25 protein-coding genes are annotated in these 21,090 nt (G+C 68.7%); 9 read left to right on the top strand and 16 right to left on the bottom strand.

What is annotated here, in order from left to right; all coding sequences use genetic code 11:
• Positions 1 to 19 precede the first annotated feature (19 nt).
• Together A4R44_RS00445 and A4R44_RS00450 are read right to left on the bottom strand one after the other, a co-directional pair.
• The gene (locus A4R44_RS00445) at positions 20 to 1,165 is read right to left on the bottom strand and encodes an acyl-CoA dehydrogenase family protein (protein WP_067575322.1); all 1,146 of its coding nucleotides are present in this window, start codon (positions 1,163 to 1,165) and stop codon (positions 20 to 22) included.
• A complete protein-coding gene (locus A4R44_RS00450) occupies positions 1,162 to 3,513 on the bottom strand; it encodes a bifunctional salicylyl-CoA 5-hydroxylase/oxidoreductase (protein ID WP_067575324.1) in 2,352 nt (783 codons plus the stop codon). The genes A4R44_RS00445 and A4R44_RS00450 overlap by 4 nt, the downstream gene beginning before the upstream one ends.
• Before the next feature lie 67 nt (positions 3,514 to 3,580).
• On the opposite strand from A4R44_RS00450, the gene A4R44_RS00455 reads away from it, so the two are divergent.
• On the top strand, positions 3,581 to 3,973 hold the full coding sequence (locus A4R44_RS00455) for a RidA family protein (protein ID WP_067575326.1): 393 nt from the start codon (positions 3,581 to 3,583) through the stop codon (positions 3,971 to 3,973).
• On the opposite strand, the gene A4R44_RS00460 is transcribed toward A4R44_RS00455, so the two are convergent.
• On the bottom strand, positions 3,963 to 4,811 hold the full coding sequence (locus tag A4R44_RS00460) for a PaaX family transcriptional regulator C-terminal domain-containing protein (RefSeq protein ID WP_067575328.1): 849 nt from the start codon (positions 4,809 to 4,811) through the stop codon (positions 3,963 to 3,965). The two genes, A4R44_RS00455 and A4R44_RS00460, sit on opposite strands and share 11 nt — an antisense overlap.
• 142 nt (positions 4,812 to 4,953) lie before the next feature.
• Between A4R44_RS00460 and A4R44_RS00465 the strand changes: the two genes are divergently transcribed.
• Positions 4,954 to 5,625: a GNAT family N-acetyltransferase gene (locus A4R44_RS00465; protein WP_067575330.1), complete on the top strand. Its 672-nt coding sequence runs from the start codon at positions 4,954 to 4,956 to the stop codon at positions 5,623 to 5,625.
• A 32-nt stretch (positions 5,626 to 5,657) separates the two neighbouring features.
• Here A4R44_RS00465 and A4R44_RS00470 read toward each other — a convergent pair whose 3' ends face one another.
• Positions 5,658 to 6,107: a MarR family winged helix-turn-helix transcriptional regulator gene (locus A4R44_RS00470; RefSeq protein ID WP_067575332.1), complete on the bottom strand. Its 450-nt coding sequence runs from the start codon at positions 6,105 to 6,107 to the stop codon at positions 5,658 to 5,660.
• An 86-nt stretch (positions 6,108 to 6,193) separates the two neighbouring features.
• On the opposite strand from A4R44_RS00470, the gene A4R44_RS00475 reads away from it, so the two are divergent.
• Positions 6,194 to 6,598, top strand: coding sequence for a nitroreductase family deazaflavin-dependent oxidoreductase (locus tag A4R44_RS00475; RefSeq protein ID WP_067575334.1), 405 nt, complete (start codon positions 6,194 to 6,196; stop codon positions 6,596 to 6,598).
• Between the two features lies 1 nt (position 6,599).
• On the opposite strand, the gene A4R44_RS00480 is transcribed toward A4R44_RS00475, so the two are convergent.
• Complete coding sequence (locus tag A4R44_RS00480) at positions 6,600 to 7,742, bottom strand: FAD-binding oxidoreductase (protein WP_067575336.1); 1,143 nt, start codon at positions 7,740 to 7,742, stop codon at positions 6,600 to 6,602.
• Positions 7,743 to 7,812: 70 nt separating this feature from the next.
• Between A4R44_RS00480 and A4R44_RS00485 the strand changes: the two genes are divergently transcribed.
• The 5 genes from A4R44_RS00485 (at position 7,813) to A4R44_RS00500 (ending at position 11,796) form a co-directional block, all read left to right on the top strand.
• Entirely contained in the window at positions 7,813 to 8,688 is an 876-nt protein-coding gene (locus tag A4R44_RS00485; RefSeq protein WP_067575338.1) for a LysR family transcriptional regulator, read from the top strand.
• A 181-nt stretch (positions 8,689 to 8,869) separates the two neighbouring features.
• Positions 8,870 to 8,947: a tryptorubin family RiPP precursor gene (locus A4R44_RS52135; RefSeq protein WP_350539724.1), complete on the top strand. Its 78-nt coding sequence runs from the start codon at positions 8,870 to 8,872 to the stop codon at positions 8,945 to 8,947.
• Between the two features lie 76 nt (positions 8,948 to 9,023).
• Positions 9,024 to 10,067, top strand: a complete 1,044-nt coding sequence (locus tag A4R44_RS00490; protein WP_067575340.1) for a cytochrome P450 — start codon at positions 9,024 to 9,026, stop codon at positions 10,065 to 10,067.
• 41 nt (positions 10,068 to 10,108) lie between these two features.
• Positions 10,109 to 10,870: an oxygenase MpaB family protein gene (locus A4R44_RS00495; protein ID WP_198545129.1), complete on the top strand. Its 762-nt coding sequence runs from the start codon at positions 10,109 to 10,111 to the stop codon at positions 10,868 to 10,870.
• The gene (locus A4R44_RS00500) at positions 10,831 to 11,796 is read left to right on the top strand and encodes a DNA polymerase domain-containing protein (protein ID WP_067575342.1); all 966 of its coding nucleotides are present in this window, start codon (positions 10,831 to 10,833) and stop codon (positions 11,794 to 11,796) included. The genes A4R44_RS00495 and A4R44_RS00500 overlap by 40 nt, the downstream gene beginning before the upstream one ends.
• Here A4R44_RS00500 and A4R44_RS00505 read toward each other — a convergent pair.
• From A4R44_RS00505 to A4R44_RS00515, 3 genes are read right to left on the bottom strand one after another with little or no spacing between them, the layout of a single operon-like run.
• Positions 11,779 to 12,516, bottom strand: coding sequence for a class I SAM-dependent methyltransferase (locus tag A4R44_RS00505; RefSeq protein WP_067575344.1), 738 nt, complete (start codon positions 12,514 to 12,516; stop codon positions 11,779 to 11,781). The two genes, A4R44_RS00500 and A4R44_RS00505, sit on opposite strands and share 18 nt — an antisense overlap.
• On the bottom strand, positions 12,513 to 12,911 hold the full coding sequence (locus A4R44_RS00510) for a 6-carboxytetrahydropterin synthase (protein ID WP_067575346.1): 399 nt from the start codon (positions 12,909 to 12,911) through the stop codon (positions 12,513 to 12,515). Before A4R44_RS00510 ends, A4R44_RS00505 begins: the two co-directional genes overlap by 4 nt.
• A gap of 11 nt (positions 12,912 to 12,922) precedes the next feature.
• A complete protein-coding gene (locus tag A4R44_RS00515; protein WP_067575348.1) occupies positions 12,923 to 13,897 on the bottom strand; it encodes a zinc-binding alcohol dehydrogenase in 975 nt (324 codons plus the stop codon).
• A gap of 33 nt (positions 13,898 to 13,930) precedes the next feature.
• Here A4R44_RS00515 and A4R44_RS00520 point away from each other — a divergent pair, with 33 nt between their 5' ends.
• Positions 13,931 to 14,647, top strand: a complete 717-nt coding sequence (locus A4R44_RS00520; protein ID WP_067575350.1) for a CDP-alcohol phosphatidyltransferase family protein — start codon at positions 13,931 to 13,933, stop codon at positions 14,645 to 14,647.
• A gap of 399 nt (positions 14,648 to 15,046) precedes the next feature.
• On the opposite strand, the gene A4R44_RS00525 is transcribed toward A4R44_RS00520, so the two are convergent.
• From A4R44_RS00525 to A4R44_RS00560, 8 genes are all read right to left on the bottom strand, one after another.
• Positions 15,047 to 15,529 (bottom strand): hypothetical protein, encoded by a 483-nt coding sequence (locus A4R44_RS00525; RefSeq protein ID WP_095213128.1) that lies wholly within the window; start codon positions 15,527 to 15,529, stop codon positions 15,047 to 15,049.
• A 225-nt stretch (positions 15,530 to 15,754) separates the two neighbouring features.
• On the bottom strand, positions 15,755 to 16,150 hold the full coding sequence (locus A4R44_RS00530) for a VOC family protein (RefSeq protein WP_037811038.1): 396 nt from the start codon (positions 16,148 to 16,150) through the stop codon (positions 15,755 to 15,757).
• A 58-nt stretch (positions 16,151 to 16,208) separates the two neighbouring features.
• A complete protein-coding gene (locus A4R44_RS00535) occupies positions 16,209 to 16,937 on the bottom strand; it encodes a cyclopropane-fatty-acyl-phospholipid synthase family protein (RefSeq protein ID WP_067576489.1) in 729 nt (242 codons plus the stop codon).
• Positions 16,938 to 16,979: 42 nt separating this feature from the next.
• The gene (locus A4R44_RS00540) at positions 16,980 to 17,603 is read right to left on the bottom strand and encodes a TetR family transcriptional regulator (protein ID WP_067575351.1); all 624 of its coding nucleotides are present in this window, start codon (positions 17,601 to 17,603) and stop codon (positions 16,980 to 16,982) included.
• Between the two features lies 1 nt (position 17,604).
• Positions 17,605 to 18,807, bottom strand: a complete 1,203-nt coding sequence (locus A4R44_RS00545; RefSeq protein WP_067575353.1) for an NAD(P)/FAD-dependent oxidoreductase — start codon at positions 18,805 to 18,807, stop codon at positions 17,605 to 17,607.
• A complete protein-coding gene (locus A4R44_RS00550; protein ID WP_067576490.1) occupies positions 18,804 to 18,995 on the bottom strand; it encodes a ferredoxin in 192 nt (63 codons plus the stop codon). The genes A4R44_RS00545 and A4R44_RS00550 overlap by 4 nt, the downstream gene beginning before the upstream one ends.
• Entirely contained in the window at positions 18,995 to 20,395 is a 1,401-nt protein-coding gene (locus tag A4R44_RS00555) for a fatty acid desaturase (protein WP_067575355.1), read from the bottom strand. The genes A4R44_RS00550 and A4R44_RS00555 overlap by 1 nt, the downstream gene beginning before the upstream one ends.
• Positions 20,392 to 21,087: a hypothetical protein gene (locus A4R44_RS00560; RefSeq protein ID WP_067575356.1), complete on the bottom strand. Its 696-nt coding sequence runs from the start codon at positions 21,085 to 21,087 to the stop codon at positions 20,392 to 20,394. The genes A4R44_RS00555 and A4R44_RS00560 overlap by 4 nt, the downstream gene beginning before the upstream one ends.
• Between the last annotated feature and the right edge of the window lie 3 nt (positions 21,088 to 21,090).

Consider the following 21,090-nt stretch of genomic DNA (forward strand, 5'->3'; position numbering starts at 1 on the left):
GGTACACCGAATGACGGACTCATCCGCGCGGCTGCAGCGACCGCGCGATGATCGTCCGCTGGATCTCGGACGCGCCTTCGTAAATGCGCGGCGCTCGCACCTCTCGGTAGAGGTGCTCCAGCAAATGGCCCCGCCGCAGTGCTCGTGCGCCGTGCAATTGCACCGCTTGATCCACCACGTATTGCGCGGTCTCGGTCGCGAACAACTTCGCCATTGCCGCGCGGCCGGCCAGGTTCTGCTCGCCCGCGTCGTAAGCGGCGGCCGCGGCGTACACCAGCAGACGGCCAGCTTCGGTCCGCGTCGCCATTTCGGCCAGCGTGTGTGCCACGGTCTGCTGCTTTATCAACGGGCCGCCGAAGGCTTCGCGCGAAGCCGTGTACTCCACGGTCGCGTCGAGGGCGGCTTGTGCCATGCCGACCGCGAAAGCGCCAACGCTCGGGCGGAACAGGTCCAAAGTCCGCATGGCTACGGCGAAACCGCGGTTCTCCTCGCCGAGCAGTTCGTCGCGATTCACCCGGACGCCGTCGAATACCACCGTGCCGATGGGGTGCGGGCTCACCAAATCCAGGTGTTCGCCGCTGAGTCCGGCGCGGTCGCCGGGGACGACGAAGGCGCTGACGCCGCGTGAACCGGCGTCGGGAGTCGTGCGGGCGAAGACTGTGTAGAAGTCGGCTTCCGGGGCGTTCGAGATCCACATTTTCGTGCCGGTGAGCCGCCAGCCGGCACCGTCTGGTTCGGCGGCGAGTCGCAGGGCCGCGGCGTCGGATCCCGCATCTGGTTCGGTCAGCGCGAAGGCGGCGACGGCGTCACCGGCTGCGACGGCGGGGAGCCAGCGCTGCACTTGTTCGTCCAAACCGGACTGAAGCACCGGGTAGCTGCCCAAGCCTTGCAACGCCAAAGCGGTCTCGGCTTCGGTGCTTTGGGTGGCGAGGGCTTCGCGCAGCAGGCACAGATCGGTCGCGGCGGCTTGCCTGGTCGGCTGTCCGCTTTCGACCCCGGGAAACAGCCGGGCGAGCAAACCGTGGGAGCCCATGGCCTTGAGCAGCGGGCGGTTTACCGCGCCTTCGGCACCGGCGGCGGCCAGGTCGACTAGCTGTTCGGCGGCGATTTTCCGGACGGAAGCGGCGTAGGCGGTCTGTTCCGGAGTGAAAGCGAAAGCGTTCATCGGGCGTCCTCCGGTCGCCAGCGGGCGTGGGCGGTCTGGTGGCCGCCGGTGCGGACCAGGTCGAGTCGCGGCTCTGGACCGTCGCTGCGGCCGGTCTGCGGCGGCCGTTTGCCCGCTGCCCACTGTTTCGGCCACGCCACCGGGTACTCCTGCGCGGCCGCCGCGTGCAGAGTCCATTGTGGATTGAACAGGTGGGTGCGGCCGAGTGCGCACAGGTCGGCTCGACCCGCCAGGATGAGCGAGTTCACGTCGTCGTAGGAGGAAATCGCGCCGACGGCGATCACTGCGGTGCCATAGCGGCGGCCGACCTCATTGCGGATCCGGTCGGCGTACGGCGTTTGGTAGCTGCGGCCGAACTTCGGCTTCTCCTCGCTGACCACCTGGCCGGTCGACACGTCGATCGCGGCCGCGCCGTGCTCGGCGAACGCCTGCGCGATGGCGACGGCTTCGTCGGCGTCGTTGCCGCCCTCGAACCAGTCGGTGGCGGAGATCCGGACGGTGAGCGGACGATCGGCTGGCCACACCGCGCGGACCGCGTCGAAGACTTCCAAGGGGAACCGCAGCCGGTTTTCCGGAGAGCCGCCGTAGGAATCGGTGCGATGGTTGGTCAGCGGGGACAGGAAAGACGACAGCAGATAGCCGTGCGCGCAGTGCAGCTCCAGGAGGTCGAACCCAGCGCGCGCGGCGGCTTCCGCGGCCGACACGAACTGGTCCCGGATCTCGCTCAGCTCGTCGACGGACAGCTCGCGCGGCGTCTGGTTGTTCGGCGAGTACGGCAGCGCGGACGGCGCGCAGACCTCCCAGTTGCCCTCCGGCAGCGGGTCGTCAATGCCTTCCCACATCAGTTTCGTGGAGCCCTTGCGGCCGGAATGCCCCAGCTGCAACCCGATCTTCGCCGGGGTTTCGCGGTGCACGAATTCGACGATCCGCTTCCACGCGGCTTCCTGCCCGGAGCTGTACAGCCCGGGGCATCCCGGCGTGATCCGGCCTTCGGCGGACACGCAGATCATCTCGGTCATGACCATGCCGGCCCCGCCGAGTGCCTTGCTTCCCAAGTGCACCAAGTGGAACTCGCCGGGAACGCCGTCGACCGCGGAGTACATGTCCATCGGCGACACGACGATCCGGTTCGGCAATTCCAGCGAACCGATCCGCACCGGCTGGAACATCGGCGGCGCGAGGGAAGTGCCGAGCGAATCGGCGAACCACTGATCCAGCGAGGCGGCGAATTCCTTGTCCCGCAGCTTCAGGTTGTCGTAGGTGACGCGACGGCTGCGGGTAAGCAGGTTGAACGCGAACTGCTCCGGTTCCTGATGCGTGTACTGCGCCAGATTCTCGAACCACTCCAGGCTCGCCTGCGCCGCACGCTGCGTGGACGCGACCACCGGACGTCGTTCTTTTTCATACGCCGCAAGGGCTTCCGGAACGCTCGGCTGTTCGTGCAGACACGCGGCGAGCGCGAGCGCGTCCTCCATGGCGAGCTTCGTGCCCGATCCGATCGAGAAATGCGCAGTGTGCGCCGCGTCGCCGAGCAGCACGACATTGTCGTGGACCCAGTTGTCGCAGCGGACTGTGCCGAAGGTGGCCCACTTGGAGTTGTTGGCCAGCAACTGATGTCCGTCGAAAATGTCACCGCACAGTTCGCGGATCAGCTCGATCGACTTCTCGTCGCTCTCGCCCGGACCGAGTCCGCTGGCGGCGATCGGCCCGAATGCCCGCTGCCACACGTCCTCGTGCATCTCCAGGATGAACGTGCTGCCGTCCCGGCCGTACGGATAGCCGTGGACCTGCATGATGCCGTGCGGCGTTTCGAGCACGTAGAACTTGAACGCGTCGAACACGAGATCGGTGCCGAGCCAAATGTAGCGGCACTGGCGGGTCTCGACGCTCGGCCGGAACGAATCGGCGAACGCCGTGCGCACCGCGGAGTTCACGCCGTCCGCCGCGACCACGAGGTCCGAGGAAGCAGCCAGTTCGGCTGGCTCCGGCGCGACACTGCGAAATCGGACATCAATGCCCATTTCGCGGCACCGCTGCTGCAAGATCGCGAGCAGCCGTTTGCGGCTCATCGCGGCGAAGCCGTGCCCGCCCGAGGTCGACACGGTGTCGCGGTAGTGCACGTCGATGTCGTCCCAGCGCGCGAACTCCCGGCTCATCGCCTCGTGCACGGCCGAGTCGGCGTGCTCGATGCCGCCGAGTGTCTCGTCGGAGAAGACGACGCCGAAGCCGAACGTGTCATCCGGCGCGTTGCGCTCCCAGACCGTGATCTCGTGGTCCGGGCCGAGTTGTTTCGCGAGCACGGCGAAGTAGAGGCCCGCTGGCCCGCCGCCGACTACTGAGATCCGCACGCAAGCCAGGATATGTCGCCTGAAGTACGGTCGTCAAGAATGCGATAGATGGGTTACGCTTCCCGGCATGGAGCGGATCAATCCCCCCGAGCTGGGCAAGCCGTCGGGGTTCTCGCACGCGGTGGCGGCGCAGGGCAGGCTGGTGTTCCTCGCCGGGCAGACCGCGCTGGACTCGGACAACCGGATCGTCGGCGACGGCGTCGTGGAGCAGTTTGAGCGCGCGCTCGGCAATCTGCTCACCGCGTTGCGCGCGGCCGGCGGCGAACCCTCGGACCTGTGCGGCCTGACCGTCTACATCGTCGACATGGACGACTACCAGGCCCACGCGCGCGAGATCGGCCGCGTGTGGAAGCGGCTGGTGGGAGCGGATTACCCGGCGATGGCGGGCATCGGCGTGCACCGGCTGTGGGATGTCGAGGCGCTGGTGGAAGTGCAGGGCTACGCGGTGGTCAACCGCTGAGCACCTGCTGCAGGTGCGTGCGCGCGGCTTCCTCCAGCCGGTCGTGCAGTGTGAAGAACACCTCGGCGGCGCGGATGCCGGACCAGTCCTCGGGCAGCAATTCCGCGGGCAGGCACGGGTCGAGATACGGCATCCGCCGCCAGCCGGTGAGCACGCGCAGGTAGTCGGCGAACGCTTCGTCGGCGGGCGTCGTGCGGCGGCGTTGCCACCGGCGCAGCGCCGGTTCGTGCTCTTCGAGGAACGCCGTGTACAGCTCGTCCAGCTGATCCAGGTCCCACCACTCGCGCACCTTCTCGCGCGGGTCGCCGAAGGCGAGGTGCTCGGCGCGGAACAGGTCGGCGTACTCGGCGAGCCCGAGGCGGTCCAGGGTGCCGACAGTGGCCTCGTACAGGTGCGCCGGCGCGATCCAGACGCCTGAGGCCGCGGTGCCGAATCCGAGTCGCGACAACTGCGTCCGCAGCACGTGCCGCTTGTGCCGTTCGGCTTCCGGCACCGAAAACACCGCGAGCAGCCAGCCGTCGGCGAGCTTCGCGCGGTCCCGGCGGAAGATCCGCTCGTCGCCTTCGCGCAGCAAATCCAGTGCGGTACCGGACAATTCGTACCCGGCGGCTCCGTCGCGGCGCACCGCTTCGAGCACCCCGCGCCGCTTGAGCCGGGAAATCGACGACCGCACGGCGGGCTCGTCGACCCCGACCGCGGCGAGCAGATCGATCAGCGAGGCGACCGAAAGCCATTCGCCGCCCGCCTGGTGATGCACGCCGTAGACCGACACAATGAGGTGCCGGGGCTGGGCCGCACGCCCGCCGTCGGCATCGGCTGCTTCCGGTACGGCCGTCACCCGATCACCATACAGTGCCGTTCGTTGCCAACCCGGCTACAGCCGCGGCGGAGACGGGTTTCGGCGAGCACATCGGCCGCGGACCGTCTCCGCCTGCTTCCGGTCGGATGAGCAACCGGCTAGGGGTAGCATTTCCGGCGCGATGGCGTTTGTGAGCAATGCACCTTTGGTGAACCGGCTGACCCGCCGCGGACGGCTGATGGCGAAACGCACCTGCGACCGCCGGGGACACGCCTTCGCGCTCGGCCGGTTCCTCTTCCGCACCCCCACCGCGTGGGAGTACGCGGCGGCGGTCGCCGGCGGCAGCGATCCGGCCGCGCAGCGCTGGCTCGGCTGGCTGGCCGAGTCCGTGGTGGCAGAGCCGATGCGCGGCGAGGCGCTGCGCGTCATTCCCGGCACCGGACCGGACTGGACCACGCCGGACCCGCATTCGGTGGACGTCGTCGCGATCGATCTCGTGGCTGGCCGCTGCGCCGGTCTCGTGAGCGTGCACGCGGGCGAGGACGGCGGCCCGGAAACCGGCGGCTATCTCGCGCCGGGGTATCGCGGGCAAGGATTCGGCCGTGACCTGTTCGCCGCCGGTCTGGTCCTGGCGCACGAGCATCTCGGGCTTTCGCGGGCACGCGCGGGCGCGGAGGTCGGCAACGTCGCGAGCGGCCGTTCGCTGGAAGCGGCCGGACTGCGCCGGGCTCCGGGGCCGCCGCGGTACACGCTGCCGGACGGGCGGGCCTGCGAGGCCTGGTGGTACCAGCACGACGCGGCGTGGCCTCGCAAGTGCGCGGGCCCGCAGGCGCAGTGGCTAGTCGCCTCGTGAGTGTTGATCACGGTTAGAACCGCGATCAACACTCACGAGCTGTACTCCTCGTACGCCCTCAACGTCCTGATCACCAGCGCCCGTTCCCCCGGACTCAACGGCGACAACGCCGCCTGCCACGCCTTCGCCCCGCGCGCGAGCCACGCGTCCACCGCGGGCCGCTTGTCCGCGTGGATGCTCACGATGGTGCGCCGCCGGTCGTCCGGGTCCTCGGCGCGCTCCAGCACGCCTTGCCGGGACAGGTCGCCGATCATCAGACTCGCTGTGGTGGGCGCGATTTCGAGCCGTCCGGCGAGTTCGTTGACCGTCATCGGGCCGTCGAACAACAAGTAGGCCAGCAGGGACAAGTGCCGCGGCGCGAGCGCGACGTCGTCGAGCTCCGGAGGCGGCGGCGTCCGCTTCGCGCGCCCGACGAGACGGGGCATGAGAAGCAGCAGTTCACGGACGCCGTCCTCGACGGTCGGGCCGGATTCGGTGGCCATGCCGCGACAGTACCTGCGCGTGTGTTGACAGCCCGATTCGCGCGATCCTAGGTTTGTTGTTACATCATCAACCAGGGAGTTTTCCGATGTCGGACTGGAACCAGCAGATCATCGACGAGTTCCGCGCGAACGCGGGCAAGGTCGGCGGCATGTTCGAGGGCAAGAACATGGTGCTGCTCACGCACACCGGCGCGAAGAGCGGCAAACAGCGGGTCAGCCCGCTGGTGTACACCACCGACGGCGACCGGATCGTGATCGTCGCGTCCAAGGGCGGCGCGGACACCAACCCGGACTGGTATCACAACCTCGTCGCGAACCCGTCGGTCACGGTCGAGCTCGGCACCGACAAGTTCCCGGCGAAGGCGAAGCTCGTAACCGACCGCGCCGAGCGCGACCGGCTGTATGCCGGCATGGTCGCGCACTCGGAGGGTTTCGCGGAGTACGAGAAGAAGACCGAGCGCGTGATCCCGGTCTTCGTTCTCGAGCGCTGACTCAGTCCAGCGGCTGTCCGTAGACGAAGCTCCGCAACCGTCCAGTAGACATCGGGTCCAGCGGAGCGAACAGCTTGGCGTGCGCGGCCCGCACGGTCGCCGCGTCCGGCTCGATCATCGACAGCGCGCGCACGGTGTAGCGCGAATCAGCGGTGAAATCCGGTGCGGACGAGCGCTGGTACGCACCGCCGAGCAGGTCGATGATCAGCACGGTCGGCACCGGGGCGGCCGGGCCGGCGTGGTCGAGCACCGTGCTCAGCACGTCGTCCCGGAGCTCGGGCAGCACGCGGTTGTCGCCGAGGTAGGAGTGTGGGTTCGGCGGTTCCGCGGCGATCTTGCCGGAGTCGGTGAACGGCATTGTGGTCAGCGTTTCCTGCAGTGGGCCGAGCGCGCGCAGGGGCGCGACGAGCTGGTCGCCGCCGGTGCCGAGATAGGCCACCCGGACGTGCGCGATGTGCTTGCCCCGCAACGGCTCCGGCACCATCGGCAGGTCCGGGTAGGGCACCATCGCGACCGAGGTGCCGACGGTGTCGGGCAGGTCGAGGGTCCAGTCGCGCCAGGTGCGCAGGACGTCCGGGATCTTGGCGGTGTCGAAGTACAGCCCGCCGCCGTACAGCGTGGTCACCGGCACCAGTTCGAACTCCAGCGCGGTCACGATCCCGGCGTCGACCGGGCCGGTCGTGCGCGTGCCGCCGGGACGGACGATCTCGGCGGAGCGGACGCGGTCCGAGGCCAAGCCGAAGTGCCGGCCGAGGAGGCCGAAACCGCCGCCGAGGGTGTAGCCGACCACGCCGACTCCCGGGGCCGAACCGCTCAGCGGTGCGAGTCCGTGTTCCGCGGCCGCGGTGATGACGCTGCCCCAGGTGGTTCCAGCTTCGGCGCGTGCCACGGCGCGGTCCGGGTCGATGGTCACGCCGGTCATCCGGCGCGTCGAGATCAGCACGCCCTCGGCCGGTGCGCGCAGCCCGTGTCCGGTCGCCTGCACGGATACCGGCAGGTCGCGCTCGGCCGCGAGCCGGACTGCGGCGGCGACGTCGTCCGCGTTGGCGGCGGCGACGACCAGGTGCGGGGTGGAGGCGATGCCGGTCTGGAACCCGGCGATCTCTTCGCGGTAGCCAGGCTGGTCTGGGGTGAACGTCTGCATGTCTTGAGCGTGCTGGCTGCTTGACGATAAGTCCAAGAGATACTAGTTCCACCAGTTAGAATTATTGGTTATGGAACTGCATCAGCTCGAATACTTCGTCGCGGTCGCTGAGGAAGCCAACTTCACGCGCGCGGCGGCCCGGATGCACATCGCGCAGCCCGGGGTCAGCGCGCAGATCCGGCGGCTGGAACGCGAGCTGGGGCAGGCGCTGTTCGACCGGTCCGGGCGCACAGTACGGCTCACCGGCGTCGGCGAGGCCGCGTTGCCGCACGCCCGGGCCGCGCTCGCGGCGGTGGCGGCGGTGCGCGAGACGGTCGCGGAGCATGAGGGGCTGGTGCGCGGCCAGGTGGCGATGGGGATGGTGACCTCCGCCGGACCCGTGGCGCTGCCGGAGTTCCTGGCCGGGTTCGCGGAGCGCTACCCGGGAGTGGAAATCACGCTCAGCGAAGCGAATTCCGATCTGATGGCCGACGCGCTGCGGGAAGGACGGCTGGATGTCGCGGTGATCGGCCTGGCCGACGGCGTGCCCGCCGGGCTGACCACTCAGATCGTGCTCGACGAGGAACTGGTCGCGGTCACCGCGCTGCGTGACGAGTTCGCTGACCGGGCTTCGCTCACCCTCGCTGACCTGGCCGAACGGTCGCTGATCTGCCTGCCGAAGGGCACCGGTATGCGGGGCGTGCTGGAGCGCGGGTTCGCCGCGGCCGGGCTGCGGGCGCGGGTGGCGATCGAGGCGAGCGACCCGAACGTGCTGGCCAAGCTCGCGATGCGCGGTCTCGGCGTGGCCATGGTCCCGGAGTCGCTGGCTCGCTACTACGCCGAGGAGTTGCACACCTTGCGGCTGCGGCCGCAGCTGCGCGGGCAGCTGGCGCTGGCGTGGCGGTCCGACGGCCCGGCCGGGCCCGCGGCTCGCGCGCTGATCGAGTTCGCCCGGTCGGAGCTTTAGCGCGCGGCGGAGCATACCCACGCCGCCCCGGCGGTGCCAAGGAATTCGGCCCGCAATTCTCGAAAAGCCCGCCCGGCGTAGTCCGTTCAGGTCCTCTTGCGGCATGGCCGGAGAATTCGAAGTACTGTCGGCGACGGCCGCGAGTGCGGTCGGGAGTTCGGGATAATCCGGAGGTATTTCCGTGAAGCTTGTTCGTCTCGTGCGCAAGGCCCTTCCGAGCAAGAGTCTCAAGTCTTACGCCTGGTACGGCTGGATCTGATCGCTCTCGCCGGAAAGGGATCGGCCGGTTCCAGAATTCCGGAACCGGCCTCCCCGCGCCCTTGAGGAGTACTGCGGTGACCATTCCCGCTGAACGGAACAAAGTGCGTCAGGTGGTATTCGCGCCGCGGATTCAAGAACTGTTCGACCGTTATCGGGGGAAATCCTTCTTTCGGCTGGAACCGGACACCGTCGGCGTCGCCGGGGCCGAGTTGATGGACGCGGTGCTGCGCAGCCGGCCGCCGAACGCCGAGGAGCGGCCCACCTTCAAGCCGGTGCGCGGCCGGGTGGTCACGCGGCCGGAATCGTCGGCGTTGATGCGCGCGGTCGGCGCGGACGTGCGTGCCGCGCTCAAGAAGCCGCTCGGCGAGGCTGATCTCTCCGGAACGTGGCCCGCCGTGCCGCATAACTACCTGCGCGACCTGGTGTTCGGCCGCGAACAGCGGCGGTTCCGGGTCCTTGTCGACCGTCGGCTGGAGTTGACGCCGAAGATCACCTGGGCGGCAGTCGCCACCGGAGCCGCGCTCTGGGGACGGCCCGCGCCCGAGGTCGCACTGTCCACCTTGGCGCGGATGGTGCTGGAGGCCGACACCTACGAACAGCGCCGCTTCGCGATGTACCTCTACCGGCGCGTGGCCGGACCGGTCTGCTTCACCGTCGCCGCGCTGGTCACGAACGCTTTGTGGCTCAGTTCGCCGCTGAAGGACGACGTGCCCACCGAATACGTGCTCAACGAGGCGCTGCGCCTGCTGCCGCCGTCGTGGAACATCCTGCGCGTGCGTTCACCGGAGTTCGCCGAGGTGGACGCCCGGATCGGCCCGGGCGACGACGTCCTGCTGCTGCCGCTGCTCAGCCACCGCGACCCCGAACTGTGGGACGCGCCGGACGAGTTCCGGCCGAGCCGCTGGGCCTCGCTCGACCCGGACACCCATCCCGGTTACTTCCCGTTCGGGCACAGCAACGAACGCTGCTGGGGACGGCACATGGTGCTGCCGCTGGCGGAACGCGTCCTCGACCTGGTCCGGCGCGACGGTCTGGTCGTCGATCCGGCGCAAACGCGGGCGCGGGTGCACCTGGACGGGCTGATGGAGGTCTCGGACGTGCGGGTCGTGCGCGCCTGAGGGCTCTTGACAACACGTCAACGAGACGTTCCCCTGGACGGATGCTCCAGGACGGCGTGCTCGGCGTCAGCCTGCTCGCGGGCGGCGCGAACGTGATCATGCAGCTGGGCCGGCCCGAGGTCGGGTACGGCGTGCTGGAAAGCCGGGTCGATTCGGGGAATCTGTTCAAGCATCCGCTGAAACGCACCCGCACCACCGTCACCTACCTCGCGGTCGCCGTGCTCGGCACCGACGCGGATCGGGCGGCGTACCGGCGGGCGGTGAATTCGGTGCACGCGCACGTGGTTTCGACTGATTCGAGTCCGGTGCGGTACCGGGCTTTCGACCGGGAGCTGCAGCTGTGGGTCGCCGCCTGCCTGGCTCATGGCGTCGAGGACGTGCATCGCGTGTTTCTTGGTCGGCCCGCTCCGGAATCCTGGTACGCCGAGGCCGCGGTGCTCGGAACGACGCTGCAAATGCGTCCGGAGGACTTCGCGGCGTACTGGGCGGACGGACTGGCCCAAGTGGACATCGACGACCGGCTCCGTGAATACCTCACCGCCATCGCGAATCTGGAATTCCTGCCGCGGCCGTTCTCGTTCCTCTTCGGACGGTTCCATCGCTTCGTCACGATCGGGTTCCTGCCGCAGGTGTACCGCGAGCGGATGCGGCTGCCGTGCTCGGCCGCGGACCAGCGCTGGTTCGATCGGCTCGGCGGTTGCGTAAAGGAAAACCCCTCGTCTCAGCGGTTGACCGGAATGAGCTGGTGGACAAGGGTTGACCTATGGCCAAACCGGATGAGGTGCGCGAAGGGGTTTCCCTGACCAACCTCGACCAGGAGCTGTTCGTCGACGCCGGGGTGACCAAGCGCGACCTCGTCGACTACTTCGACGCCGTTTCGGACCGGTTGCTGCCGGTGCTGCGCGACCGTCCGCTGTCGGTGGTGCGCGTGCTGCGCGGGCAGGACGCGTTCATGCAGAAGAACCTGCCGAAGTACACGCCGGAGTGGGTGCCGCGGGCGAAACTGTGGGCGGAGAGTTCACAACGGACAGTCACCTACGGCCTGTGCAATGACCGCCGGACCCTGTTGTGGTTCGGCAATCAGCGTGCGGTCGAACTGCATCCGGCGCTGACCCGGGTGGAACCGATCGGCCAGACCGATCTGATCATGGATCTCGACCCGCCCGAGGGCGCGGACTTCGGCGTCGCGGTGGCGGCGGCTCGGCTGGTGCGGCAGGCTTTGGCCGACGTCGGGCTCGCCGGTGCGTTGAAGACCAGCGGGTCCAAGGGTGTGCACGTGTTCGTGCCGCTGGTTCCCGGGCTGTCCTTTGCCGACGTCGCGGCGGCGACCCGGGCGGTCGGCGCGCGGGCGGAACGGATCGATCCGCGGCTGGCGACCACGGCGTTCATCCGGGAAGACCGGCACGGCAAGGTGTTTCTCGATTCGACCCGCGCGGGCGGAGCGACCGTGGCGGCGGTTTACAGCCCGCGGATCCGGCCGGGTGCGCCGGTGTCGTTCCCGGTCCGCTGGGCGGACGCGGACAATGTCAAACCAGCGGACTTCACCGTGAAGACCGCCGTGGGCCTTCTCGGCAGTGCCGATCCGTGGGCGGAGGAATTGCCGGAACCGCAGGAACTCCCGGCGGATCTCGTGGCCGAGGGGCACATGATCCCGGTCGCCCGGGTCGCGGCGATGCACGAGGGCAAGCGTCGCGCCCGGGCGCGCCGGGAATCAGGGGAGAGCGAGTAAATCCTGGTGGTGCACGGTGACCTCGGTGATCTGCCGATCCTCGGGTACGGTCAGGTCTGGTTGTTCTTCTCGTGCTGCGGCAACGAATCCGCGGTACCAGGCGTCGATGAGTTCGCGGTGTTCCGGGCCGAGCTGCCACGGTGACAGTCTGGTGTGGACGGTCCAACCGTACCGCTGGAACTCTGCTGCGGTGACGGCGACGGCTTCTGGGCCCAGCTTTCCGTCTCGGCGTTGATGGTCGTTGAAGGCGGTGTTGAGTGCTTCGTCTGCTGCGTCCGCTGCCGTGAGGCGAGCCGATCCGGTCACGGACAATGTGAACAGCGCTGGGCTTTGCGCGTCCACACAGGACTTCACTAATCGCTGGATCTCTTCCTCAGTAAGGAGATCCAGCAAGGCGGAAGCCGTTACGAGAGAAGTGCCGCCGAAACCCAGCCGAGTCACGTCGGCTTGTTCGGTCACGACGCTGATCCCCGGCGGAAGACTGCGGGCGGCGATCTTGAGCAGCCGCTGGTCCTGGTCGTGCAGAATCCACCGCTGCGGTTTCGGAAGCCGGCCGGACAGCCAGCGTCCCATCGCACCCGTGCCGCAGCCGAGGTCCCGGATGACCGCCGGGACGGCCGGGAGCAAGGCGACCAGATCGGCCGCCCTGGCCGCGGTGTCGGCTGGTTCTCTGAGCCGCAGCCATTCCGGCGCGTAACCGGAAGAGTCCGCTGTGGTCACAAGGAACGCTCGTATCCGGCCGAAGCGGCGTGGGATTCGTGCAGGGTCACCGAGATCTGGGCCAGTCCGCGCGCGTTCTCGCCGAGTTCCCCGGCGTGGATCCGGTCCGCGAGCCGGTCGGCGATCACCTTGGCGAGGTATTCCGTCGACGTGTTGATCCCGGCGAAATCGGGTTCGTCGTCCAGGTTCCGGTAGTTCAGGTCCGCGAGGACCGCACCGAGCCGCTGGGTGGCGAGCCCGATGTCCACGACGATGTTGTCCGAGTCCAATTCGGACCGCCGAAACGTAGCGTCGACCACGAACGTCGCGCCGTGCAACCGCTGCGCCGGGCCGAAAACCTCGCCGCGGAAACTGTGGGCGACCATGATGTGATCGCGCACGGTGACACTGAACAACGCGTTCTCCTTTACGGGTAGGTGATCCGGTGAGCCAGTCCGTGCAGAGTTCCCTCCGCTAGCCGTGCCGCGACGTTCGGCAGTTCGGCGAAGGTGGATTCGCTGGTGACGAGCGCGTCGAACGCCGGGTCCGCGAGCAGCCGCAACGCCAGCGCCATCCGGTCGCCGTAACCGCGCCGCGCCGCGCGGGCTGGCGAAACGGTGCCGACCTGGCTGCCGCGCACAGTGAGTCGTCGCGAATGGAAGTTCTCGCCGAGCGGAACCGACACCTGACGGTCGCCGTACCAGCTCAACTCGACCACTGTGCCCTCGTGGCCGAGCAGTTCCAGCGAACGCGCGAGCCCGGCGTCGGTCGCGCTGGCGTGCACCACGAGATCGAGGCCGCCGCTCGCGGTTTCCGGGGTGGCGTAACGAATGCCGAACGCGTTCGCGACCTCCGCGCGATCCGGATCGGGGTCGACGAGCTGGACGTGCACGCCGGGAAACCGGGACAGCAGCCGCGCGACGCTGCAGCCGACCATCCCCGCCCCGACCACCGCGATCCGGTCGCCGATCAGCGGTGCCGCGTCCCAGAGCGCGTTCACCGCGGTCTCGACAGTCCCGGCGAGCACCGCACGCCCCGCGGGGACGTCGTCCGGCACCACCGTGACCGCCGACGCGGGCACGACGTACTCGGTCTGATGTGGATAGAGACAGAACACCGTGCGCCCGGCCAGTTCCGGCGGTCCGGAAAGGACCTCGCCGACGTTCAGGTAGCCGTACTTGACCGGCCACGGAAAGTCGCCCTCCTGATACGGCGCGCGCATGATTCCGTGCTGGCTCTCCGGCACCCCGCCGCGCAGCACGAGACTTTCCGTGCCGCGGCTCAACGCCGAAAATCGCGTGCGGACCAGCACTTCGCCGGCTTGCGGAGCAGCCACCTCGGCCGATCGGAGCTCCCCGCCCGCGGCCGAAGTGAACCAGAAGGCCTGCGCCGCCCGTGTCAAGGTTGTCCTCCGTTGCTGCCGGATCGAGGAGAAATGGCTGTCTCCACCTGTACACGAACCCCGGCCGAGCTGGGTTCAACCGTCGTCCAGCAGGCTCCCGCGCTGCTGGCGCAACTCGCCCTGCTGACCCTGCTGACGGTGACGACCGGCCTCGGCCTGGTTGGCTGGACAGTCGGCGTGGCCTACCTCCTCGGCCTGTTAGTGCTGCTCACCCAGGGCGCCTGGCGGATCAGGGGGTACCGGCTGGGCCCGGCCGACCAGGTGACCCTCGCCCGAGCGGCCCTGATCGGCACCGTGACCGCCCTGGTCGCCGACCGCCTTGGCGGGCATCCGCCGCTGACCTTGATCGTCCCCGTCGCCGCGGTCGCCCTGGCCCTGGACGCACTCGACGGCTACGTCGCCCGCCGCACCGGAACCGTCTCCGCGCTGGGCGCCCGATTCGACATGGAAGCGGACGCCTTCCTGATCCTGGTGCTGAGCGTCCTGGTCGCCACCACGGCCGGTCCGTGGGTACTGGCAATCGGCCTGATGCGATACGCCTTCGTCGCCGCAGCCCGGCTGTGGCCATGGCTTCGCGCCCCGCTGCGCCCCAGCCGGGCACGGAAGGCAGTGGCGGCTTTGCAGGGAATCGCCCTAACCGCCGCGGTGGCGGGAGCCGCACCGGCGGTCTTGGCGGGGATTGCGGCAGCGACGCTGAGCTGGTCATTCGGGCGCGACGTGTGGTGGCTGTACCGGAACCGCGCCGGCTAGGGCGAGCGAATTCCGCTGAGGCGATTCTTCCGTGGTCCGGGGTGCGACCCCGGAAACCGTGGTTCCCGCACTCTCGTGGCTCTTGTTTCCGCAGTGCGGCGAAAAGGGCCAGCCGCTCGCCCCGAGCAGCCCCGCCTCAGCGTGACTACTGCAGGTCAAGCAGCTGGCCCCGGGATGCGGTATCGGCCCCCCTCCGGCTGATTGCCAACCTCCCAATGTCCACCATAGCGGGGTCCGAATGCCCTCGCTTAACCCGTCCGGGGCTCACCCATCCGCATTCCTTTTCGCAGTATCTGTCACTCAGTCAATAGCATCGGGAATTGCTGTCGAGCTGCAGATCCGTCATCGATTCGCGATCGCAAAAAGAAACCGTACGCATATTCTGCTGATCTGTCCGGCTTAGGGACGGCGGGCGTCGGTGACCCGGTATCCGTCCCGCAGCGGTCCGCCAGCGCGGTCAAGCACCGCATAGGCGACCGCATTGAGCCGTGCCGCCTCGGGCAGGGCGGTGGCCAGCTGCTCAGCGAGGCGGGGGTCATGGTCATGCAGCTCGCGCCACAGCCATTTGCCGCTGTCCTGCCAGTGGTGTCCGGCCAGCAGGGCCAGCTGCGCGGTCTTGGTCAGCACCCGAGCGGCGATGAAGGCGATCTCGGCCGGGTCGTCGGCTCCAGTCAGGTCGTCGAGCAGGTCGGTGAGTTCGTAACGCTGCGCGTCGAGTTCGCTTGCCGTCGCGGCGGCGGGTCCCGCGGCCAGCCGTTGCCGCATTTCGTCCTGCAACCGGGTGCCGAGGCCGTCCTGATCGGCCACGAGCACTCCCTCGGCGATGAGCCGGGGGATTCCGGGCCAGGGGCGGGTCAGGTTGTCGGCGCAATAGGCGCGCAAGGTCTCTTCGTCGTGTATCAGTGCTTCCGCCGGCCAGTTTTCCCAGCTGAACGAATGCCGGCACGGGGCGTCGCGGGGTCGAGATCGGACGTCGGCGTGCGGCGGTCGGTCAGCACGCTGCCGCCGACGACCACGACCCGTGCGTCCGCGAACAACTCGCGGACGCACGCACTGGCGGCGGCGACCGGCTCGCTTCTCCGCGGGTCCATCGCGTGGTTCAGTGCCTCAGCCCTTCGCGCTCAACTGCCACGACACGCCCCATCGGTCGTTCACCCAGGCGAACGGGCCGAAGCCGTAATCGTCGAGCGGCATCAGCGTCCCGCCGCCCTCGCCGAGGGCCTCGTAGATCCGCTTGAGTTCGTCGGTCGAATCGACGGTGACGAACAGCGAGGTGGACGGCGTGAAGTCGAAGGCGTGCTGGACGAAGCTGTCGCTGCACCGCACCCGCTGACCGGCCACGGTGAACTCGGCCATCACGATCGTTCCCTCCGGACCGGGGCCGTCGGCGCCGTAGCGCTCCTCGGACAGCACGGAGTCGCCGGGGAACAGCGAGGTGTAGAAGGCCATCGCCTCGGCGGCGTCGCGCTTCTGGAACATCAGGAACGGGACGAGGTCGGTCATCGGACTGCCCTTTCTCGGGTGGGGCCAGGCCCGAACGTCGCATTGACAAGAAGTTTTGTCAAGAGTGCAGCACGACGCACGCGAAGCCGAATGAGTTCCGGTAGCCGCGGAGCCACTCGTCGCGGTGGGTGGCCGCGGCGGCGAGGGCTTCGGCTTGGCCGGGGTCTTCCGGGTGGTCCAGGGCCCATTCGGTGAGGCTGCCGGTCCACGACCATTCGTAGGCGTCCAGTTCGCCGCGGGTGCTCGTGTGGCCGTGGGTCGGCGTCCAGCCGGCGGAAGTCACCTGGTCGAGGAGTTCCGGCAGGTCTGGCAGGTCGCCGAAGATCTCAAGCGCGGCGGGGGTTGGCTCGGCTTCCCAGTAGGCGTCGCCGACCAGGGCGCGGCCGCTGGGGCGGACGTGAGCTCGCAGCGCGGCGAGGGTGGCTGGCAAACCGCCGAAGGCGTGGGTTGAGCCGATGCACAGGACGGTGTCGAACTCGGCTGCGGCGGGGAATTCGGTGGCGGATTGCTGGTGGAGGGTCAGCCGGTCGGCGACGCCTCGTTCGGTTGCGGCGGAGCGGGCGCGGGAGAGGGCGAATTCCGAGGTGTCGACGCCGACTGCGCGAAGTTTCGGGTACGCGGCGAGGGCGCGGATGAGCCATTCGGCACCGCCGCAGCCCAGGTCTAGGACAACAGCGTCTTCGTGCGGGATGCTGCGGTCGAGCAGGTGCCGCACCTCGTCGTCGCTGATCGGGGCCGCGATGGGGTGCTGGGTGTGGGCGAGTGCGGAAAGTCGTTCACGGTTCACGCGCGCCACGCTGACACGCGCGCCCAGAGCCGCGCATCTTGTTTATGAGCGGGTGCGCATCGATGCCGACGGGGCGGTGCCGAGCACGCGAGTGGCGACCCAGGCCAGGCCGTCGGCGGTCTCGGCTGGTGTGCCCGACGGCTGCATGACGTGGCTGAGCACGGTGCGCACGACGAGGTCCATGACCACGGTGAGCTGGCCGTCGTCGAGTGGCGGCGCGTAGCCGCGGACCCGGCCGCGCAGGACGGCTTTCGCTTCGGTCAGCAAAGTGCCGGCGCGGGTGGTCAGCAGCGGCAGGAATTCGTTGTCGGTGCCGTGCGTCGCGGAGGCGATGGCGCGCAGCAGGATGTTGTCGTCGGCCAGTTCGAGCACCGCGCGGACGGCGTCGTAGATCGCCTCGACCAGGTCGTCGGGATGCCGGTCGAACGCCGTGCTCACGACGGCGAGGAACCGGCGCAGCTCGTGCGAGATCATCGCCTCGGCGAGCGCGGTTTTCGAGCCGATCTCGTTGTAGACGGTCTGCCTGCTCACCCCGACCAGGTCGGCCAGCCGCGCCATGGTGACCGCTGACCAGCCGGATTTCGCGGTGAGTTCGATGGCGGCGGTGATGATGGGCTGCCGGTACTGGCCGCCCGCGGGCACCGGAAGCACGCTCATGGCAGTCATTCTAGGCGGCCGTTTCCAGTGCGAAGGCGACCGCCTCGGACCACGGCGCCCGTGCGGCGATCCGCTTGCGGTACTTCATGATGTCGCGCGGCCGGTCAACGGTGAACGCGCCGACGAGCCGGTCGCCGCGCCGGTACAGCGCGGTGAAGCCGTGCTCGGCCGGGACCGCGACGACGACCTCGTCCGCGCGCGGCGTCCCGACGAACTGGATGCGGTGCGAGTACCAATCGGACCAGAAATACGGCACGGCGCTGAACACCCGCGCGCTCGCGGGGTCCAGCGCGTGCCGAGCCGCGGCCGCACCCTGCTCGGCCGCGTTCGTCCAGTGTTCCAGCCGCATCAGCCCGCCGTCGAACAGCGCGTTCGCCACGTGCGCGACGTCTCCGGCCGCGTAAACGCCGTGTGCGGCGGCGAGGGTGCCGTCGCAGATGACGCCGCCGTCACGCTCGTGCAGCAGGAGTCCGCTGTCGCGCAGCCATCCGGTGGCGGGGGCCGCGCCGATTCCGGCGACGACGAGGTCGGCTGGGAGGACTTCGCCGGTGGACAGCTGGACGCCGGTCACCGCGCCGTCTTTCTCCGTAAAACCGGTGACCCTGGTGCCCAGCCGGAGATCGGTGCCTGCCGCGCGATGCAGGTCCGCGCAGACCTCGCCGACTTCGGGACCGATCGCGCGCACCAGAGGCGTGTCCAATGATTCCACAATGGATACCGGAAGGCCGCGTTTGCGCGCGGCTGAAGCGACTTCCGAGCCGATGAACCCAGCGCCGATCACGACTGTCCTAGCGCCACTGTCCAATGCGGACCGGATGGCGACCGCGTCGTCCGCGGTGCGCAGCGAGTGAATGCCGGAGATCTCTTCGGTGCCGGGGAGAACTCGGGCGGCGGCTCCGGTGGCGATGACGGCCGAGTCGTAGGGGACGGTCGTGTCGCCGGTGCGGATCTCCCTGGCGATCGGGTCGAGCCCGGTCGCGGGAGTGCCCAGCCGGAGTTCGACGCCGAGTTCGCGCAGGTCGTCCGCGCTGAGAAACGGTTCCACCGCAACCGGTCCGTCCGCCGCGAGAAAGGCTTTCGACAGCGGCGGCCGGTCGTAGGGCAGATGGTCCTCCGCGCCGATCAGCACGATCCGGCCGTCGTATCCGGTTCGCCGCGCCGATTCGACCGCTCGCAGTCCCGCCAGCGACGCGCCGACCACCGCGAGCGTCATGACACCAGCTTCAACGCGAGCACCGGGCAGGCGTCGACCGCCGCGGCGAGGTCGGTCCGGTGCTCCTCACCGGGGTTCCCGTCGAGCACGACGACCGTGCCCTCGTCGCCCACCTCGAAGAAGTCCGGAGCCATCGCTTCGCACATGCCCAGGCCGTCACACTTGTTCAAATCCGCTTCGATCCGCATCACACACTCATCCTTCCGGGAGCAACGAAGTCGACCTTTTCCCTTACTCCGCAGTCCGGACAGCACCAGCTGTCCGGAATGGACGCCCACGGCGTGCCGGCCGGGAAGCCTTCTCGCGGGTCGCCGCGCTGCTCGTCGTACACGTATCCGCAACCGGGGCACATCCCGCCCTCGCTGGCGTCCCCGCGCACGTCATCCGGCACGGCAGCGGTTTCGGTAGCGGAAGTTCCATACCGGGCAAGGACTTTATCCCGCTTCGACGGCTGGATGTTCGCCCGGCTGAGGTCGCCGTCGAAGTGGTTGAGCACCCGCTGGTCCATCACGCGCCGCCACAGCGGCGGGAACAACGCGAGCACGATCATCCCGGCGTACCCGGTCGGCAGCACCGGAGATTCGGCGAAATCGCGCAGGGTCTGGTAGCGGCGCGTCGGGTTGGCGTGGTGATCGCTGTGCCGCTGCAGGTGATACAGCAGGACGTTCGTCGCGATGTTGTTGGAATTCCAGCTGTGACTGGGATCCACGCGCTCGTAGCGACGGCGCTCCGGCGGCCCGACCTTCTGCCGCAGCATCCCGTAGTGCTCCATGTAGTTCACGACTTCCAGCAGCGAGAACCCGATCACCGCCTGGATCACCAGGTACGGCAGGATCCCGAAGCCGAGCCAGGCCACCATCGCCACCCACAGCACCGCGGACATCAGCCAGGCGTTGAGCACGTCATTGCCGATCCGGAACGGATGCTTGTCGCGGCGGGCGTAACGCTTGCGCTCCAGTCCCCACGCGGACTTCAGCGAACCGAACACAGTGCGCGGCCAGAACCGGTAAAAGCTTTCGCCGACGCGGCTCGACGCCGGGTCCTCCGGAGTCGCGACACGCACGTGGTGGCCGCGGTTGTGCTCGATGTAAAAATGCCCGTAGAAGCTTTGCGCCAGCGCGATCTTCGACAGCCAGCGCTCGTGGCTTTCCTTCTTGTGGCCCAGTTCGTGCGCGGTGTTGATGCCGATCCCGCCGATGCAGCCGATCGAGATCGCGAGCCCGACCTTGTCCACCACGGACAGTTCGCCGCGGGCGATGAGCCAGAACGCGAAGACGAACCCGACGTACTGGATCGGCAGGAACAGGTAGGTGATCCACCGGTAGTAGCGGTCCTGTTCGAGCCGTTCGATCACGTCGTCCGGCGGATTGCTCCGGTCGAGGCCGGCCACCAGGTCGATCGCGGGCACGATCGCCAGGATCACGATCGGCCCGATCCAGAACCAGACGCCCCATCCGGTCGCGGCGTGCAGGCCGATCGCGAGGAACGCGAGCGACGGCACGACCAGTCCGATCAGCCACAGGTACCGCTTTTTGTCGGTCCAGCGTTCGGTCGACCCCAGCGGCACCGTGCCGGTCATCTCGCTCATCGCGCCCTCCTGCGTTGGCTGGCTTTACACAAAGGTAAGACATGTACACCACGATTGACAAGAGCCACTGAAATGTAAAGTCGCCGCACCTGGGTGAATCCGCAGGTGGAGCCGTCCGTGAGGGGTGGGCGGGCAGCGGTTATTCCGCGTCTGTCGAGAGCAGTCGGTGTCCGTCCCACGTGAAGCGCGAGGGCCCGCTCGCCGCCGGGCATCTTCCGGGTCAGCAGCTGCCGGACCTCGCCGTTGGCCCGGTCGACCTTCACCGCGAACCGGTGCCACGCGGTGTAGTCGAAGACCTTGGCCAGTTGCTGTTCCCGCCCAGTGGCGGTGTCATCGGCTTTGGCCTCCTCGGTCCGGTCGCGGAAGAACTGGTGCGGGGATTCCCGATCGGCGGCGGTCAGCCGGACCGGATCCTTCGGCCGGAGATCACGGGCCGCCTTCGTGCCGGGCGGAAGGTCGGTGGCGACCTGCCAGACCAGCCGGACCGCGACCTTCGGCGCGGTGCGCACCTGCTCCAGCCGGTGGTCATGGTCTCGACCAGTTCGTTCGCCTGGCGGGTCCGTGCGGGAGGTGCCGTCGGGTCTGGCCGAACAGTTCCCGCTCCCGTTCGGTGATCTCGCGGCGGCTTCCGCGTGCAGGATCTTCAGCAGTTCGACCCGGATCCCGTGCACTACGGCGGTCAAGATCCGCACGTC

It is taken from the genome of Amycolatopsis sp. M39 (assembly GCF_001651785.1).
Taxonomy (GTDB): Bacteria; Actinomycetota; Actinomycetes; order Mycobacteriales; family Pseudonocardiaceae; genus Amycolatopsis; species Amycolatopsis rubida.

Coding starts and splice junctions, on each gene's coding strand:
- A4R44_RS00540 (WP_067575351.1), bottom strand. CDS start 17,603: ATGACTGCCATGAGCGTGCTTCCGGTGCCCGCGGGCGGCCAGTACCGG.
- A4R44_RS00485 (WP_067575338.1), top strand. CDS start 7,813: ATGGAACTGCATCAGCTCGAATACTTCGTCGCGGTCGCTGAGGAAGCC.
- A4R44_RS00545 (WP_067575353.1), bottom strand. CDS start 18,807: ATGACGCTCGCGGTGGTCGGCGCGTCGCTGGCGGGACTGCGAGCGGTC.
- A4R44_RS00550 (WP_067576490.1), bottom strand. CDS start 18,995: ATGCGGATCGAAGCGGATTTGAACAAGTGTGACGGCCTGGGCATGTGC.
- A4R44_RS00470 (WP_067575332.1), bottom strand. CDS start 6,107: ATGGCCACCGAATCCGGCCCGACCGTCGAGGACGGCGTCCGTGAACTG.
- A4R44_RS00465 (WP_067575330.1), top strand. CDS start 4,954: ATGGCGTTTGTGAGCAATGCACCTTTGGTGAACCGGCTGACCCGCCGC.
- A4R44_RS00495 (WP_198545129.1), top strand. CDS start 10,109: ATGCTCCAGGACGGCGTGCTCGGCGTCAGCCTGCTCGCGGGCGGCGCG.
- A4R44_RS00520 (WP_067575350.1), top strand. CDS start 13,931: ATGGCTGTCTCCACCTGTACACGAACCCCGGCCGAGCTGGGTTCAACC.
- A4R44_RS00555 (WP_067575355.1), bottom strand. CDS start 20,395: ATGAGCGAGATGACCGGCACGGTGCCGCTGGGGTCGACCGAACGCTGG.
- A4R44_RS00500 (WP_067575342.1), top strand. CDS start 10,831: ATGGCCAAACCGGATGAGGTGCGCGAAGGGGTTTCCCTGACCAACCTC.
- A4R44_RS00455 (WP_067575326.1), top strand. CDS start 3,581: ATGGAGCGGATCAATCCCCCCGAGCTGGGCAAGCCGTCGGGGTTCTCG.
- A4R44_RS00480 (WP_067575336.1), bottom strand. CDS start 7,742: ATGCAGACGTTCACCCCAGACCAGCCTGGCTACCGCGAAGAGATCGCC.
- A4R44_RS00475 (WP_067575334.1), top strand. CDS start 6,194: ATGTCGGACTGGAACCAGCAGATCATCGACGAGTTCCGCGCGAACGCG.
- A4R44_RS00445 (WP_067575322.1), bottom strand. CDS start 1,165: ATGAACGCTTTCGCTTTCACTCCGGAACAGACCGCCTACGCCGCTTCC.
- A4R44_RS00530 (WP_037811038.1), bottom strand. CDS start 16,150: ATGACCGACCTCGTCCCGTTCCTGATGTTCCAGAAGCGCGACGCCGCC.